The organism is Pseudomonas sp. SIMBA_068, from assembly GCF_046534705.1.
Classification (GTDB): domain Bacteria; phylum Pseudomonadota; class Gammaproteobacteria; order Pseudomonadales; family Pseudomonadaceae; genus Aquipseudomonas; species Aquipseudomonas putida.
The window spans coordinates 280,926-296,582 of the sequence record NZ_JAWRYI010000004.1 but is presented as its reverse complement, the minus strand read 5'-3'; the positions used below and the strand labels follow the sequence as shown (position 1 = coordinate 296,582).

At 63.6% G+C, this 15,657-nt stretch carries 13 protein-coding genes and 1 pseudogene; 8 read left to right on the top strand and 6 right to left on the bottom strand.

The window, feature by feature from the left end:
* Positions 1 to 27: 27 nt before the first annotated feature.
* Together SB756_RS12995 and SB756_RS12990 are read right to left on the bottom strand one after the other, a co-directional pair.
* Entirely contained in the window at positions 28 to 1,242 is a 1,215-nt protein-coding gene (locus SB756_RS12995; RefSeq protein ID WP_410910925.1) for a class I SAM-dependent methyltransferase, read from the bottom strand.
* Positions 1,243 to 1,386: 144 nt separating this feature from the next.
* A complete protein-coding gene (locus SB756_RS12990) occupies positions 1,387 to 2,004 on the bottom strand; it encodes a TPM domain-containing protein (RefSeq protein ID WP_341796658.1) in 618 nt (205 codons plus the stop codon).
* A 186-nt stretch (positions 2,005 to 2,190) separates the two neighbouring features.
* Between SB756_RS12990 and bglX the strand changes: the two genes are divergently transcribed.
* The 5 genes from bglX (at position 2,191) to SB756_RS12965 (ending at position 10,533) form a co-directional block, all read left to right on the top strand.
* Positions 2,191 to 4,482: a beta-glucosidase BglX gene (gene bglX / locus SB756_RS12985; protein WP_341796659.1), complete on the top strand. Its 2,292-nt coding sequence runs from the start codon at positions 2,191 to 2,193 to the stop codon at positions 4,480 to 4,482.
* Positions 4,483 to 4,567: 85 nt separating this feature from the next.
* Complete coding sequence (locus tag SB756_RS12980) at positions 4,568 to 6,325, top strand: ATP-binding protein (RefSeq protein WP_410910924.1); 1,758 nt, start codon at positions 4,568 to 4,570, stop codon at positions 6,323 to 6,325.
* The gene (locus SB756_RS12975; protein ID WP_341796661.1) at positions 6,319 to 7,653 is read left to right on the top strand and encodes a sigma-54-dependent transcriptional regulator; all 1,335 of its coding nucleotides are present in this window, start codon (positions 6,319 to 6,321) and stop codon (positions 7,651 to 7,653) included. Before SB756_RS12980 ends, SB756_RS12975 begins: the two co-directional genes overlap by 7 nt.
* Positions 7,654 to 7,883: 230 nt before the next feature.
* Positions 7,884 to 9,203, top strand: coding sequence for an MFS transporter (locus SB756_RS12970; protein WP_201205935.1), 1,320 nt, complete (start codon positions 7,884 to 7,886; stop codon positions 9,201 to 9,203).
* A gap of 190 nt (positions 9,204 to 9,393) precedes the next feature.
* Positions 9,394 to 10,533, top strand: coding sequence for a Fic family protein (locus tag SB756_RS12965; RefSeq protein WP_410910923.1), 1,140 nt, complete (start codon positions 9,394 to 9,396; stop codon positions 10,531 to 10,533).
* Here the strand turns inward: SB756_RS12965 and SB756_RS12960 are convergent.
* Positions 10,512 to 10,781, bottom strand: a pseudogene (locus tag SB756_RS12960) (hypothetical protein); the annotation flags it as partial. The gene SB756_RS12965 and the pseudogene SB756_RS12960 overlap by 22 nt on opposite strands.
* 377 nt (positions 10,782 to 11,158) lie before the next feature.
* On the opposite strand from SB756_RS12960, the gene SB756_RS12955 reads away from it, so the two are divergent.
* Complete coding sequence (locus SB756_RS12955) at positions 11,159 to 11,485, top strand: hypothetical protein (protein ID WP_341796663.1); 327 nt, start codon at positions 11,159 to 11,161, stop codon at positions 11,483 to 11,485.
* A 118-nt stretch (positions 11,486 to 11,603) separates the two neighbouring features.
* Positions 11,604 to 12,209 (top strand): flavin reductase family protein, encoded by a 606-nt coding sequence (locus SB756_RS12950; RefSeq protein ID WP_341796664.1) that lies wholly within the window; start codon positions 11,604 to 11,606, stop codon positions 12,207 to 12,209.
* Here the strand turns inward: SB756_RS12950 and SB756_RS12945 are convergent, their stop codons facing one another.
* Both SB756_RS12945 and SB756_RS12940 read right to left on the bottom strand, forming a co-directional pair.
* Positions 12,210 to 12,443: a hypothetical protein gene (locus SB756_RS12945; RefSeq protein ID WP_041167964.1), complete on the bottom strand. Its 234-nt coding sequence runs from the start codon at positions 12,441 to 12,443 to the stop codon at positions 12,210 to 12,212.
* Positions 12,444 to 12,492: 49 nt separating this feature from the next.
* Entirely contained in the window at positions 12,493 to 12,786 is a 294-nt protein-coding gene (locus tag SB756_RS12940; RefSeq protein WP_049278214.1) for a putative quinol monooxygenase, read from the bottom strand.
* 202 nt (positions 12,787 to 12,988) lie between these two features.
* Here SB756_RS12940 and SB756_RS12935 point away from each other — a divergent pair, with 202 nt between their 5' ends.
* Positions 12,989 to 13,909: an AraC family transcriptional regulator gene (locus SB756_RS12935; protein WP_341796665.1), complete on the top strand. Its 921-nt coding sequence runs from the start codon at positions 12,989 to 12,991 to the stop codon at positions 13,907 to 13,909.
* A gap of 72 nt (positions 13,910 to 13,981) precedes the next feature.
* On the opposite strand, the gene SB756_RS12930 is transcribed toward SB756_RS12935, so the two are convergent.
* Positions 13,982 to 15,619, bottom strand: coding sequence for a 5-guanidino-2-oxopentanoate decarboxylase (locus SB756_RS12930; RefSeq protein ID WP_410910922.1), 1,638 nt, complete (start codon positions 15,617 to 15,619; stop codon positions 13,982 to 13,984).
* Positions 15,620 to 15,657 lie beyond the last annotated feature (38 nt).

The window sequence follows — 15,657 nt, the reverse complement described above, 5'->3', positions numbered from 1 at the left end:
GCGCGCGCAGGCTTGCTGGGGTTGCCGTCAGAGCAACCCATCCGCCCGCAGCAACGTCTCCAGGCAATGCTCCTGCACCCCATAAAACGCCTTGAGCTGGCCAATCTTCTCCAGCAACGCCCCGTTGTCCCCCGCCTTCTGCCGCTTCACCGCAAGAATCATCTTGTTCTTGTTGGTGTGCTCCAGCGAGATGAACTCGAATACCTTGGTTTCGTAACCGCACGCTTCAAGGTAAAGCGCCCGCAGGCTGTCGGTCAGCATTTCGGCCTGCTGGCCCAGGTGCAGGCCGTACTGCAGCATGGGTTGCAGCAACCCCGGGCTGTGCAGTTGCGGGCGGATCTGTTTGTGGCAGCACGGCGAGCACATGATGATCGCGGCGTTGCAGCGGATGCCGGTATGGATGGCGTAGTCGGTGGCGATGTCACAGGCATGCAGGGCGATCATCACCTCGATGGCCTCTGGCACCACGCTGCGCACGTCACCGCACTGAAACTCCAGGCCCGGGTGCTCCAGGCGAGCGGCAGCGGTGTTGCACAGGTCGACCATGTCCTGGCGCAGTTCCACACCTGTCACCTGTGCATCGCGGCCCAGGCTGTTGCTCAGGTAGTCGTGCATGGCGAAGGTAAGGTAGCCCTTGCCCGAGCCAAAGTCGGCCACCCGCAGTGCCTGCCCGGCCGGCACCGGGGCGCTGGACAGGGCGTGGTCGAAGACCTCGATGAACTTGTTGATCTGCTTCCACTTGCGCGACATCGACGGAATCAACGCGCCTTGTGCATCGGTTACGCCCAGGTCGCGCAAAAACGGGCGCGACAACTCCAGGTAACGCTTCTTCTCGCGGTCATGGCCGCTGCTGGCAGTGACCTCACGCGGTGCCTGTGCGCCGTGACGCTGCAGCATCGGCTTGCCCTTCTTGCTGAAGGTCAGTTGCACTTCGCCGTCAGCATCGAACAGGTGGGCGTTGCGGAAGCTGTCTGGCAGCAGCTCGGCGACCAGCGCCTGGGCCTGGTCCAGCGGCAGGTTGCGGGTGATGTCGCGGGTCTGGTGGCGGTAGACCAGCGAAAGGCACGGCTGGCCCTTGACCTGCAGCGGCTTGGCGATGATCCGTTGCAAGGTCTGGTCGGCACCGACATGGCGCGCCAGCACCAGTTTGACCAAGGTATCGCCGTGCAGGGCGGCGTTCAGCAGGTCGAGAAACTGAGCGCGCGCATCCGGCGCGGAGGGGGCGGAAGTACTGGCGGACATGGAGAAACGGTGCCTCGAATAGCGGGAAGCGCATTCTACACCCTGTGGGAACGGGTTTACCCGCGAATGCGTCGGTGGCCTCCAGGCAGCATTCGCGGGTGAACCTGCTCCCACCGGGAACGCGTCAAGCCAGGCGGATCCGAATCAGTCGAGAATCACCAAGCGGTTGGGCAACTCGTTGCGAGTATGGGTTGGCGGCACGTGCTGGCTAAGCAGCTCGCCACACGCCTCGATGCACTCGACAAAGCCCTGCAAGGTCCGGCCCTGGCGCACCTGTTCGGCAAAGCGGGCACCGATCGCTGCCCGGGCTTCGGCATCCAGGCAGTGCTCGATACCGCGGTCGACCAGGATCTCCACATGCCGCTCCGCCTCGCTGACAAAAATCAGCACACCCGTAGCGCCTGCGGTGCGCTGCAGGTTCTGCTCGCGAAACTGCTGGCGGGCCAGCCGTGAAGCACGCCAGCGACGCAGGGCACGGGGGATCAGCCAGCCGGCCAGGCGCGGGTTGCGCAGCAGCAGGCACAAGCCGACGAACAGCAACACGTTGGCCACCAGCAAGCCACGCACGCTGGGCCAACCCAGCAGCCAATGCAACAGGCCTGGCACCGCCAGCGCCAGCACGGCGGCCCACAACAGCGGCCAATAGGCGTAATCGTCGGCGCGGCGAGCCAGCACCGTCACCAGTTCGGCATCGGTGCGCCGTTCGGCACGCGCAATGGCTTCGGCAATCTGCCGTTGATGGTACTCGTCGAAGGGGGTCATGCCGTCGGTCTCTTGAGCGTTCTTATAGTTGTTGTCCCGGCACTCGGGGCTTCATCCGCAGACGACATATTCAGGCATAATCCGCTGCTGGAAAGTAAGCCTGCGAATCGTACAACAATAGCCGCCTGAAAACTTCGGCCGCGCGCGTATCACCCTGGATACGGCAGAGGCCCCACAACGGAATTGATGATGAAACTGTCTTTGCTGGGCCTGGCCATGGGCCTTGCCAGTCAGGCGGCCCTTGCCGCCCCCTATGCCCCGCCCCTGCAGGACAAGCAGGCATTCATCGAGCACCTGATCAGCCAGATGACCGAAGCCGAGAAAATCGGCCAACTGCGCCTGATCAGCATCGGCCCGGAAATGCCCCACGAAAAGATCCGCGAAGAAATTGCCGCCGGCCGCATCGGTGGCACCTTCAACTCGCGCACCGCGCCCGAAAACCGCCCGATGCAGGACGCGGCCATGCGTAGCCGCCTGAAGATCCCGATGTTCTTCGCCTACGACACCATTCACGGCGAACGCACCATCTTCCCGATCGGCCTGGGCATGGCCGCCACCTGGGACATGGACGCCGTCGCCAAGGTGGGCCGCACGGCAGCCATCGAAGCCTCGGCCGACGCCCTGGACATGACCTTCGCACCCATGGTCGATATCGCCCGCGACCCGCGCTGGGGCCGTACCAGCGAAGGCTTCGGCGAGGACACCTACCTGACCTCGAAAATCGGCCAGGTGATGGTGCGGTCGTTCCAGGGCAGCAGCCCGGCCAACCCCGACAGCATCATGGCCATCGTCAAGCACTTCGCCCTATACGGCGCAGTGGAAGGCGGACGCGACTACAACACGGTCGATATGAGCCTGCCGAAAATGTACAACGACTACCTGCCGCCCTACCGCGCCGCGCTCGACGCCGGTGCTGGCGGGGTAATGGTGGCGTTGAACTCGATCAACGGTGTGCCGGCCACCTCCAACACCTGGCTGATGAACGACCTGCTGCGCAAGGAGTGGGGCTTCAAAGGCGTGACCATCAGCGACCACGGCGCTATCCAGGAACTGATCCGCCACGGCGTCGCCCGCGACGGCCGTGAAGCCGCCAAGCTGGCGATCAAGGCCGGCATCGACATGAGCATGAACGACACCCTGTACGGCGAAGAGCTGCCAGGCCTGCTGAAGTCCGGCGAAGTGACCCAGCGCGAACTGGACCAGGCGGTACGCGAAGTGCTCGGCGCCAAGTACGACATGGGCCTTTTCAAGGACCCCTACGTGCGCATCGGCAAAGCCGAAACCGACCTGAAGGACTATTACGGCAACGACCGCCTGCACCGCGAAGCTGCGCGTGACGTGGCACGCCGCAGCCTGGTGCTGCTGGAAAACCGCAACCAGACCCTGCCGCTGAAAAAGGCCGGCACCATCGCCCTGGTCGGCCCGCTGGCCGATGCCCCCATCGACATGATGGGCAGCTGGGCCGCCGACGGTAAACCGGTGCACTCGGTAACCGTGCGCGAAGGCCTGCGCCGCGCCGTGGAAGGCAAGGCCAAGCTGGTCTACGCCAAAGGCTCCAACGTCACGGGCGACAAGGCGATCCTCGATTACCTGAACTTCCTCAACTTCGATGCCCCGGAAATCGTCGACGACCCGCGCCCGCCTGCGGTGCTGATCGATGAAGCGGTCAAGGCGGCCAGGCAAGCCGATGTGGTGGTGGCAGTGGTCGGCGAGTCCCGCGGCATGTCCCACGAGTCGTCGAGCCGTACCACCCTGGAGATCCCGGCCAGCCAGCGCGAGCTGATCAAGGCCCTGAAGGCCACTGGCAAACCGCTGGTGCTGGTGCTGATGAACGGCCGGCCGCTGTCGATCAGCTGGGAGCGCGAGCAGGCCGACGCCATCCTCGAAACCTGGTTCGCCGGCACCGAAGGTGGTAATGCCATCGCCGACGTGCTGTTTGGTGACTACAACCCGTCCGGCAAGCTGGCCATCACCTTCCCGCGCTCGGTCGGGCAGATCCCGATGTACTACAACCACACCCGCATCGGTCGCCCGTTCACCCCTGGCAAACCAGGCAACTACACCTCGCAGTACTTTGAAGAGCCCAACGGCCCGCTGTACCCGTTCGGCTATGGCCTGAGCTACAGCAGCTTCGAGCTGTCGGGCCTGAAGCTGTCGAACAAGGACCTCAAGCGCGGCGACACACTGGAGGCCAAGGTGACGGTGGCGAACACCGGCAAGGTAGCCGGCGAGACCGTGGTGCAGCTGTACCTGCAGGACGTGTCGGCGTCGATGAGCCGCCCGGTCAAGGAACTCAAGAACTTCCAGAAGCTGATGCTCAAGCCGGGCGAGTCACGCACCTTGACCTTCCGCATCAGCGAGGACGACCTGAAGTTCTACAATGGCCAGCTGCAGCGGGTTGCCGAGCCAGGGGAATTCAATGTCCAGGTCGGGCTGGATTCCCAGGCGGTGCAGCAGCAGAGCTTCGAACTGCTGTAACTGAAAGGTCGCCTGTACCGGCCTTTTCGCGGGCTTGCCCGCGAAGAGGCAGGCCCCGATATCACAATCATCCGGATCCGCCCCGATGCCCTTTTCCTTTCGCGCCCTGCGTCTGGGGCTGATCACTCTGCTGATCGTGCTGGGTACCGCCCTCAGTGCTGGTTGGGCCATGCACCAGGCCAAGCGCCAGGCCATGGAAGACGACGCCCAGCGTGCCAGCCAGCAGTTGGGCCTGTACGCCAATACCCTGCACACCCTGATCGACCGCTACCGCGCCCTGCCCGCCGTGCTGGCGCTGGACCCGGAGCTGATCGCCGCCCTGCGTGGCCCGGCCAGCGAAGAGGTGCAGGACGCCCTGAACCGCAAGCTTGAACGCATCAACGGCGCCGCAAACTCCTCCACCCTCGAACTGCTCGACCGCACCGGCCTGGCCATCGCCGCCAGCAACTGGCGGCTGCCCAGCAGCTATGTCGGCTCCAACTACGGCTTCAGGCCCTATTTCAAGCAAACCCGCAGCCAGGGCAGTGGCCGCTTCTACGCCGTGGGCGTGACCAGTGGCGTGCCGGGCTACTTCCTCGCCAGCGCGGTGAACGACGAGCATGGCCGCTTCCTCGGTGCCATGGTGGTGAAGCTGGAGTTCCCGGAACTTGAACGCGAGTGGCGCCAGGGCAGCGACATCCTGCTGGTGAGCGATGCCCGCGGCATCACCTTCATCGCCAACCAGGACGGCTGGCGCTACCGCGAGCTGCAGCCGCTCAGTGGTGCCGACCGTGCCGAGCTTGCCGAAACCCGCCAGTACGACAAACAACCGCTGGTGCCGTTGCAGCATCAGGTGCTGACGCGCTTTGCCGCCAACAGCACCCTGAGCCGCGTGCAAGGCCCTGAGGGCAGCGCCGAATACTTGTGGGAAAGCCTGCCACTGGAAGGCGAAAACTGGACTTTGCACCTGCTGCGCAAACCGCAGGTCACTGCCGACGGCCGCAATGCCGCCTTGGGCGCCGCCGCCGTTTGGCTGAGCCTGGTGTTCGCCGCCCTGTTCGTCAGCCAGCGCCTGCGCCTGGCCCGTCTGCGCCAGCGCAGCCGCGAAGAGCTCAAGCGCCAGGTCGAGGAACGCACTCGCGAACTGCGCACGGCTCAAGAGGGCCTGGTGCAATCAGCCAAACTGGCGGCGCTGGGGCAGATGTCGGCCGCCATGGCCCACGAAATCAACCAGCCGCTGACCACCCAACGCATGCAACTGGAAACCCTGCGCCTGCTGCTCGACCATGGCCGCCATGACGAGGCGCGCCAGGCCCTGGAGCCGCTGGAGCAGATGCTGACGCGCATGGCCGCGCTCACCAGCCACCTGAAAACCTTTGCCCGCAACAGCCCGGTCGGCCTGCGCGAGCGCCTCGACCTGGCCACCGTGGTCGACCAGGCCCTGCACCTGCTGGAAACCCGCATTCGCAGCGAAGAGGTAGAGGTGGCCCTGTACCTGGCGCGCCCGGCCTGGGTACGCGGCGATGCCATTCGCCTGGAGCAAGTGCTGATCAACCTGTTGCGCAATGCCCTCGACGCCATGGCCGACAAGCGCTACAAACGCCTGGAGGTGCGCATCGAACCCGAGGGCGAACGGTGGCGCCTAAGCGTGCTGGACTCGGGGGGCGGCATTGCCGAGGCCGACCTGGCCAGAGTCTTCGACCCGTTCTTCACCACCAAACCGGTGGGCGAAGGCCTGGGCCTGGGGCTGGCCATTTCCTACGGTATCGTCCACGAGGCCGGTGGCCAGCTGCAGGTCGAAAACCTGCCCGGTGGTGCACGCCTGAGCCTTACCCTGCCCCGTGACCTGGAGCCTGTATGTTGAATTCAGTGATCGTCGTCGATGATGAACCCAGTATCCGCAGTGCGGTCGAGCAATGGCTGAGCCTGTCCGGCTTCAGCGTGCAACTGTTCGCGCGCGCCGAAGAGTGCCTGGCCCACCTGCCGCAGCACTTTCCCGGGGTCATCATCAGCGATGTGCGCATGCCGGGCATGGATGGCCTGCAATTGCTCGAACGCCTGCAGGCGGACGACCCCGACTTGCCCGTCATCTTGTTGACTGGCCACGGCGACGTGCCCATGGCAGTGGAAGCCATGCGCAGCGGTGCCTACGACTTTCTCGAAAAGCCCTTCACCCCGCAGCACTTGCTGGGCAGCCTGCGCCGGGCCCTGGAAAAGCGCCAGCTGGTGCTGGAAAACCGCCGGCTGCACGAACAGGCAGACCTCAAGTCACGCCTGGAAGGCACCCTGCTGGGCATGTCGCAGGGCCTGCAACAGCTGCGCCGACAAGTACTGGAGCTGGCCAGCCTGCCGGTCAATGTGCTGATCCGTGGCGAAACCGGCAGTGGCAAGGAGCGCGTGGCCCGCTGCCTGCACGATTTTGGCCCTCGCGCCGGTAAACCCTTCGTCGCACTCAACTGCGCGGCCATTCCCGAGTCGCTGTTCGAGGCCGAGCTGTTTGGCCACGAAAGCGGCGCCTTCACCGGCGCCCAGGGCAAGCGCATCGGCAAGCTGGAGTACGCCAACGGTGGCACGGTGTTTCTCGACGAAATCGAGAGCATGCCGCTGGCGCAGCAGGCCAAGCTGTTACGCGTGATCCAGGAGCAGAAGCTGGAGCGCCTGGGTGCCAACCAGAGCATCAGCGTCGACCTGCGTGTCATTGCCGCGACCAAGCCCGACCTGCTCGAAGAGGCCCGCGCCGGGCGCTTTCGCGAAGACCTTGCCTATCGCCTGAATGTGGCCGAGTTGCGCCTGGCGCCGCTGCGTGAGCGGCGTGAAGACATTCCTCTGCTGTTCGAGCACTTTGCCCGCGCTGCAGGCGAAAAGCTGGGCCGTGCCGCCCCGCTGCTGTCGGGCGCACAACTGGCACAGCTGCTGTCCCATGACTGGCCGGGCAACGTACGTGAGCTGGCCAATGCGGCGGAACGCCATGCGCTGGGGCTGAGTTCGCCGAACATCGAAGTGGCACCTGCCGGGCAGTCGCTGGGCGAACAGATGGAAGCGTTCGAGGCGCAATGCCTGCGCGCAGCCTTGCGCCAGCATGGGGGCGAGATCAAGTCGGTGATGGAGGCGTTGCAGTTGCCGCGGCGTACGCTTAACGAAAAGATGCAGCGGCATGGGCTGGTGCGCGAGGATTTTGTCGGGCGCGAATGAGCGGATTTCCGCTTACCTGCAATCGCTGATAGGCAAAAATCCGCTTATTTCAGAACGATCATGGGGCTGCTTCGCAGCCCTTCGCGGCGCAAGGCCGCTCCTACAGGCCAGCTATCACGCGGTTCTGCCCTCAAATGAATCAGCCTGCACCCATTTGGCACACCTTCTGCAACCGCCTTGGCAAGCTGCGCCACGGCGCGCTCCACAAAAACAACGAGAAGGTATCCCTGATGGATAACGCCACCTCCCTGCCCGCCGGGGCGGCCACTGCGCCCGCCGCGGAAAAAACCACCGCCAGCCGCCTGAAGTCGATCTTCAGCGGGTCCATCGGCAACATGGTCGAATGGTACGACTGGTACGTCTACGCCGCATTCTCGCTGTACTTCGCAAAGGCCTTTTTCCCGGCCGGTGATTCCACCGCACAATTGCTCAATACCGCCGCGATCTTCGCCGTGGGCTTCCTCATGCGCCCGATCGGCGGCTGGCTGATGGGCCTGTACGCCGACCGCAAAGGCCGCAAGGCCGCGCTGATGGCCTCGGTACTGCTGATGTGCGCAGGCTCGCTGGTCATTGCCCTGACCCCGGGCTACGAAACCATCGGCGTCGCCGCACCGATCCTGCTGGTCATCGCCCGCCTGCTACAAGGCTTGTCGGTGGGTGGCGAGTACGGCACCTCGGCCACCTACCTCAGCGAAATGGCCAGCAAGGAACGCCGTGGCTTCTTCTCCAGCTTCCAGTACGTGACCCTGATCTCCGGCCAGCTCATCGCCCTGGCGGTACTGATTGTCCTGCAGCAGACCCTGACCACAGAGCAGCTGTATGCCTGGGGCTGGCGCGTGCCGTTCGTGATCGGTGCACTGTGCGCAGTGGTGGCCCTGTACCTGCGTCGCGGCATGGAAGAAACCGCCTCGTTCACCAAGAAGGAAAAGGCCAAGGAAAGCCTGATGCGCACCCTGCTGCGCCACCCCAAGGAACTGATGACCGTGGTCGGCCTGACCATGGGCGGCACCCTGGCCTTCTACACCTACACCACCTACATGCAGAAGTACCTGGTCAACACCGTGGGCATGAGCATCAGCGACTCGACCACCATCTCGGCCGCTACACTGTTCCTGTTCATGTGCCTGCAGCCGGTGATCGGTGGCCTGTCGGACAAGATCGGCCGACGTCCGATCCTGATCGCCTTCGGTGTGCTCGGCACTCTGTTCACCGTACCGATCCTCAGCACCCTGCACACCATCCAGACCTGGTGGGGCGCATTCTTCCTGATCATGGCGGCGCTGATCATCGTCAGCGGCTACACCTCGATCAACGCCGTGGTCAAGGCAGAGCTGTTCCCAACCGAAATTCGCGCCCTGGGCGTGGGCCTGCCGTACGCCCTGACCGTGTCGATCTTCGGCGGCACCGCCGAGTACGTGGCCTTGTGGTTCAAGAGCGCAGGCATGGAAAGCGGCTTCTACTGGTACGTCACCGCCTGTATCGCCTGCTCGCTGTTGGTTTACGCGACCATGAAGGACACCAAGCAACACTCGCGGATTACTACTGACTGACGCTGGTTGGCAACACTGAAAGGGGGCGCTCCATTACATGGGCGCCCCCTTTTTCATGACGCACGACAACCTGTGAGCCGATTAGCGGGATTATTCGGCTCACAGGTTGAGCCGAATAGCGCTATTATTCGGCTCACCCAATGAGCCGAATAGCCGGCCTATTCGGCTCACAGGATGGATCGGCACAATCATGAACAGCCCTTTGTGGATCTGGCAGCAACCAGCCTGGCCCCAATTTACCTGGCAAAACGAAGCCATTGCCCCGCTCCTGCGCAACTGCATCAGCATGCAAGGTCGTCTGCTGGGCAAGATCGGCAGCATCGATGGGCTCAGCGAGTGCCAGAACATGCTGGATACGCTGCTGCAGAACATCGTCACCTCCTCGGCAATCGAAGGTGAACAGCTGAATGTGGGCTCGGTGCGCTCTTCTCTTGCCCGTCGGCTGGGCATGGATGAACCGGGAGCTACCAGTGCCCGCAGTGAAGGGCTGGCGGAACTGATGCTGGATGCAACACAAGGGTATGACCGACCACTGACCCTGCAACGCCTGTTCACTTGGCACCAGTGGCTATTCCCGGAAGTACAAGGCGCCTTGAGCAAGGCGGTACTGGTCGGCCGGTTACGTGATGAAGTGCCCATGCAGGTGATCTCCGGCCGTCTCGACAAGCCCACCGTGCATTTCCAGGCACCACCGCGCGAGGGTCTTGAAACACAGCTCGCGGCGTTTCTCGACTGGTTTGCCAACAGCCTCGATATCGCTGGTCTGGATCCGCTGTTACGCGCCGGTATTGCGCACTTCTGGTTTGTCACGCTGCACCCGTTCGATGATGGCAATGGTCGGCTGACCCGGGCGATCACCGACCTGGCGCTGGCCCAAGCTGAGCGCCAGGCCATTCGCTTCTATGCCATGTCCGCCAGCATCCTCGAGGACAGGGCCGGCTATTACCAGGTCATGGAGAGCAGCCAGAAAGGCGACCTGGATATCACCCGCTGGTTGTCCTGGTTCCTTGCCACATTGCTGCGCAGCCTCGAACAGGCACTGGCAAACATCGACCGGATACTGGCCAAGGCCAGGTTCTGGCAGGCGCATCGCGCAGATGGCTTGCTGCCTGAACAGGTCAAGGTGCTCAACAGGTTGCTTGATGGCGGCCCCCGCGGTTTCGAGAAGGGCATCAGCGCCACGCAGTACCAGGCAGTGGCGAAGGTTTCCAAGGCCACTGCGACCCGCCACCTTACCGACCTGCTCGACAAGGCTTGCCTGGTTCGCCTGCCAGGCGGGGGCCGCAGTACCCGCTATCGCATCAACACTCAGGACATCTCCAACGCCTGACGCGGCTCACGGCGCTGGTACCAGGTGGCCATCAGCACGAGCACCAGCAGCACCCCGCCCAGCACGGCCGACGAACCGATTGTGCCGAAGTCCAGGCCGCCCTTTTCATGTGGCTTGGTGAGGAAGTCGCCCAAGGTGGCGCCAAACGGGCGGGTGAGCACGAACGCCACCCAGAACAACACCACGCCGGGGATGCGCGTCCAGTAACGGGCCACGACCACCAATGCGATGGCGCTGCCGATCATGACCCAGAAGGCCAAGGTGATTTGCGGGAGTTTGTTCATTGTTTTGCCGCTCCAGTTTGAGGTGCGGCGATGGTGCTGAGCAGCGTCTGAAAAATCGGTTGGCGATGTATGAAAAAAGCGTGGAGCGGACTTTGAAACAAGACAATTCGCTGTTAACGCCCCATTAATTCCCGACCTTCAAGCTGCAATGGCTGACAAAACGACGACGCGAGGGCTTGCGGCTACTGACTGACACCGCTGCCTGACCCACGCGAAGCCTGCCCAAACACATCGATTTACTCGATTTTTAAACGCTATTTTTTGCGCTTTTTAATCAAATAAATCGGCGTAGGATTAAACCCATAGAAACAAACAACTTCTCGAACCCCGGAGCAACGACCATGAAAAACAAACTGATCCTCACCCTGGCCCTCTCGGTTTTCGCAGCTGGCGCCTTCGCCGAAGATGGCTTCGACCGTACCAGCGCTCACACCTTTGCTGCGGCTCAAACCCAGTCCGCCAGCTACGCTGAAGACGGCTTTGACCGCACCGGAGGCCAACGTTTCGCTGAAGACGGTTTCGACCGCACCAACGGCCAGCGCTTTGCTGAAGACGGTTTCGACCGCACCAACGGCCAGCGCTTTGCTGAAGACGGCTTCGACCGCACCGGCGGCCAGCGCTTTGCTGAAGACGGCTTCGACCGCACCAACGCCCACCGCATCAGCTGATACCTGATGCGAGCACCCAGCCCGGCTTCGGCCGGGCTTGATCATTTGCAGGCGAGCACAGGCTTGGCACACTAGGCACCTTGTCCACCAGGAGGTAGGGCCAACAAGCCCAGCACAGATGTATTACTACGAACCTGCCAAAGGCCACGGCCTGCCCCACGACCCGTTCAACGCCATCGTCGGCCCCCGCCCTATCGGCTGGATTTCCTCGCATGACCGCGAAGGCCGCCTGAACCTGGCGCCCTACAGCTTCTTCAACGCCTTCAACTACATCCCGCCGATCATCGGTTTCTGCAGCGTCGGGCGCAAAGACAGCCTGAACAACATCGAGCAGACCGGCGAATTCGTCTGGAACCTGGCCACCCGCCCACTGGCCGAGCAGATGAACCAGAGCTGCGCGCCGGTTGCTGCCCAGGTGAGCGAGTTCGAGTTGAGCGGCCTTACCGCCACGCCGTCGAGCATCGTCAGCGTGCCCCGCGTAGGCGAAACCCCGGTGGCGTTCGAGTGCAAGGTCAGCCAGATCGTCCAGCTCAAGCGGGCCGACCAGGCACTGGTGCCCAGCTGGCTGATCCTCGGTGAGGTGGTGGCGGTGCACATTGCCGAGCACCTGCTGAAAAACGGCATCTACGATACCGCGGCCGCCGAACCGATCCTGCGTGGCGGTGGCCCGGCGGACTATTTCGAGCTGGGCAACCTGTTCAAGATGGGACGCCCGCCGGCCTGATCACCAGATCAGTTCACCCTCTTCGCTGACGCCTTGCAGGCGCTGCAGCTCGGCCGTGGCCGCTTCGTCGGCGGCCACGGCGCCCTTGAACACCTGCCCGTCCAGGACCTTGTGAAAGCGCGGCGCGCCGCCCATGGCCAAGGCCTTGACCGCAATGGCCGCGTTGTAGCCGCCACCTTCCACCGGCACCATCGCCGATACCGCTTCGAAATGAGTGAATTCCCTACGTGCCATGTTGCTATCCGCGTGGTTGAACAAGGGCGCTACTTTACCTCATCCACCCTCAATCGAAGGTGTGCAAGTCCAGGCTGCTGACCACCTGTGCCTGCACCAGCTCGCCAAACACATCCAGTGTCGGCGAAGCAAAGTAGCCACTCATCGCCTGCTGATCCTGCCAGCTGCCACTGAGCAACCACAGGTCGGCATCGGCCTGGGAGCGCTGTACCGTGAAGCTCAGGCAGCCCGGCGCACGCAGCGAGGGCTCGAGCAGGTCGCGCAGGCGCGCGCCCAGTTCTGCCGAGCGCCCGCTGCTGGCACGGATGAAAGCAAGATGGGTGACCGGTTGTTTTAGGGTCATTGCACAATCTCCTTGAAGCAGGCGGACGAAAAAGCCAGGCTGCCAAGGTTAGGGGCTCACCCGCGCGCCGCGTTAGGCCATTACTGCTCGCCGATTGCCTGATCCTGCTGCGCGGCAGGATCAGGCAAGCGACGTGCAGCTTTCGACTAGCGCCCCTCTTTGCCCAAACCTATGCTGCGTCGGTCAGCAGAGGAAAGCCATCATGACCACCGTCACGTCCATCGACCCGACCCTGGAACTGCAGCGCCTGGAACTGGCCGAGCTGATCCGCCGCCATGCCGGCGACCCCCATGGTCCCGCATCGGCCATCGATGACCTGTATCTGGTGCGCTACACCGAGAACGTGCGCTCGGTGCCGACCCTGGCGCAACCGGCGCTGTGCATCCTTGCCCAGGGCAGCAAAAGCCTGTTCCTTGGTGACGAGCAGTACGCCTACGACCCCCTGCACTACATGGTGGTGTCGGTGACCTTGCCGCTGAGCGGGGTGAGGCTCGACGCCAGCCCGGAAAACCCCAGCCTGGGCCTGCGCATGGACCTGGACCCGGCCGAGATCAGCCAGCTGATCGCCGAGAGCGGGCCGATGCTGGTACCCAACCGGCCTTCAGGCCGTGGTTTGTATGTGGAAAGGACCGATGCCGCATTGCTCGACGCCTTGCTGCGGCTGCTACGCCTGCTGGATACCCCGCGCGACATCGCCATGCTCGCGCCACTGTTCCGCCGCGAGATTCTCTATCGCCTGCTGCGTGGGCCGCAGGGTTGCCGGCTGTATGAAATTGCCTTGGCCAACAGCCAGACTCACCGGGTGTGCCAGGCCATTACCTGGCTCAACAACAACTACCAGTTGCCCCTGCGCATCGAGGACCTGGCCCGGGAGGTCAACCTCAGCACTTCGACCTTGCACCATCGCTTCAAGGCCGTGACGTCGATGAGCCCGTTGCAGTACCAGAAGCAGCTGCGCCTGCAGGAGGCGCGGCGGTTGATGCTCAACGACGGGCTAGAGGCGGCGGTGGCAGCCTACAGGGTGGGGTATGAAAGCCCGTCGCAGTTCAGCCGTGAATACAGCCGGCTGTATGGCGCACCACCGATTCGGGATGTGGCGCGGCTGCGGGCTACTGCTGGCTGAGTCCTGTTTTTCCTGTACCGGCCTCTTCGCGGGCTTGCCCGCGAAAGGGCCAGTACAGGCAATAGCTTGAATTCAACCCGCCACGGTTTCCTGCCACTGATTCTGGTCAACCTGGATCAAGGTCGGCCCCTTGCGCTCCACCGCCTGCCCCAGCGCCGCCTGCAGCTGCTTCACGTCGGTCACATGCTCCGCCGCAGCCCCCAGCGCCCGCGCCACGCCGATGAAGTCCGGGGTATGGATATCTACCCCGACCGGCTCGATCGCCCGGTTGACCATGTACTTCTTGATCTCCTCGTACCCCTGGTTATTCCACAGCAGCACGATCAGCGGCACCTGCGCCTCCACCGCACTGGCCAGCTCCGGCAGGGTGAACTGCAAGCCGCCGTCACCAATCAGGCACACCGCAGGCGCGCGCTGGCCGATTTGCTCCGCACTCCCCAACCACGCGCCCATGGCCGCAGGCAGCGCATAACCCAGGGTGCCGTAGCCGGTTGAGGCATTGAACCAGCGACGTGGCTGATGCATGTCCAGGGTCAGGTTGCCGGTGTACACCGGCTGGGTCGAATCGCCCACCAGCACGGCATTGGGCAGTCGCTCCAGGATCGCGCTCAGCAGACGCGTCTGGCTCAGGGTTGGCTGGTCCCAACCTGCCGCGAGTGCCTGGCGCAGGTTGGACACGCGAGCCACACCCCAGGTGCTTTCGCGCACAGGTTGCGGCTGGGCCTGCAAGGCAGCGAGCAATGCCTCGGCGGCCAGCTCGGCATCGGCTACCAGCGCCAGCTCCGGCAGGTAGTTACGCACGGTCTGGTCCGGATCGATATCGATGCGCAGCAGGCGACCCGGGATCTCGAAGCCACCCTTGAAGGTCACGTCATAATCGGTTTCAGCCAGTTCGGTACCGATCGCCAGCACCACGTCCGCTTCAGCCACCAGCTCTCGAGTAGCCGGCAGTGACTGGGTCGAACCGATCTGCAGCGGGTGGCTGGCCGGGAGCAAACCCTTGGCATTGATGGTCAGGGCCACCGGGGCCTGAAGGTGTTCGGCCAGGCGCGCCAGCGCAGCACCCGCGGCCAACGCGCCACCGCCCGCCAGGATCAACGGCCGCTTGGCACCTGCCAGGCGCTCGGCCATCTGTGCCACGGCCTGCGGCGCTGCCCCTGCCCGGCTGCCACGCACCGGGCGGCCCGGCAGCAGGAAGTCGGCCGGTTCGACCAGCACGTCCAGCGGGATTTCGATATGCACCGGGCGTGGCCGGGCGCTCTCGAACACGGCAAATGCCCGCGCCAGCACCTGCGGCAGGTCTGCAGCACTCATCAAGGTGTGAGAAAACGCCGCCACTCCCGACACCAGCGCCGACTGGTTGGGCAGTTCGTGCAGCTTGCCGCGGCCACCGCCCAGCTGATCACGGGACTGCACACTGGAAATCACCAGCATCGGGATCGAGTCGGCATACGCCTGGCCCATGGCAGTGGTGATATTGGTCATGCCAGGGCCGGTAATGATGAAGCAAACCCCAGGTTTGCCACGGGTGCGCGCATAGCCGTCAGCCATGAACCCTGCACCCTGCTCATGGCGCGGGGTGATGTGGCGAATGGACGAGCCCGCCAGGCCACGGTAGAGCTCAACGGTATGTACACCGGGAATGCCGAAGACATGGTCGACGCCATAGCCTTCAAGGAGATTGACCAGTACTTCGCCGCAGGTTGCCATCGGGTTTCACCATGAATCTTGTTGGAGTATGCCCTTAT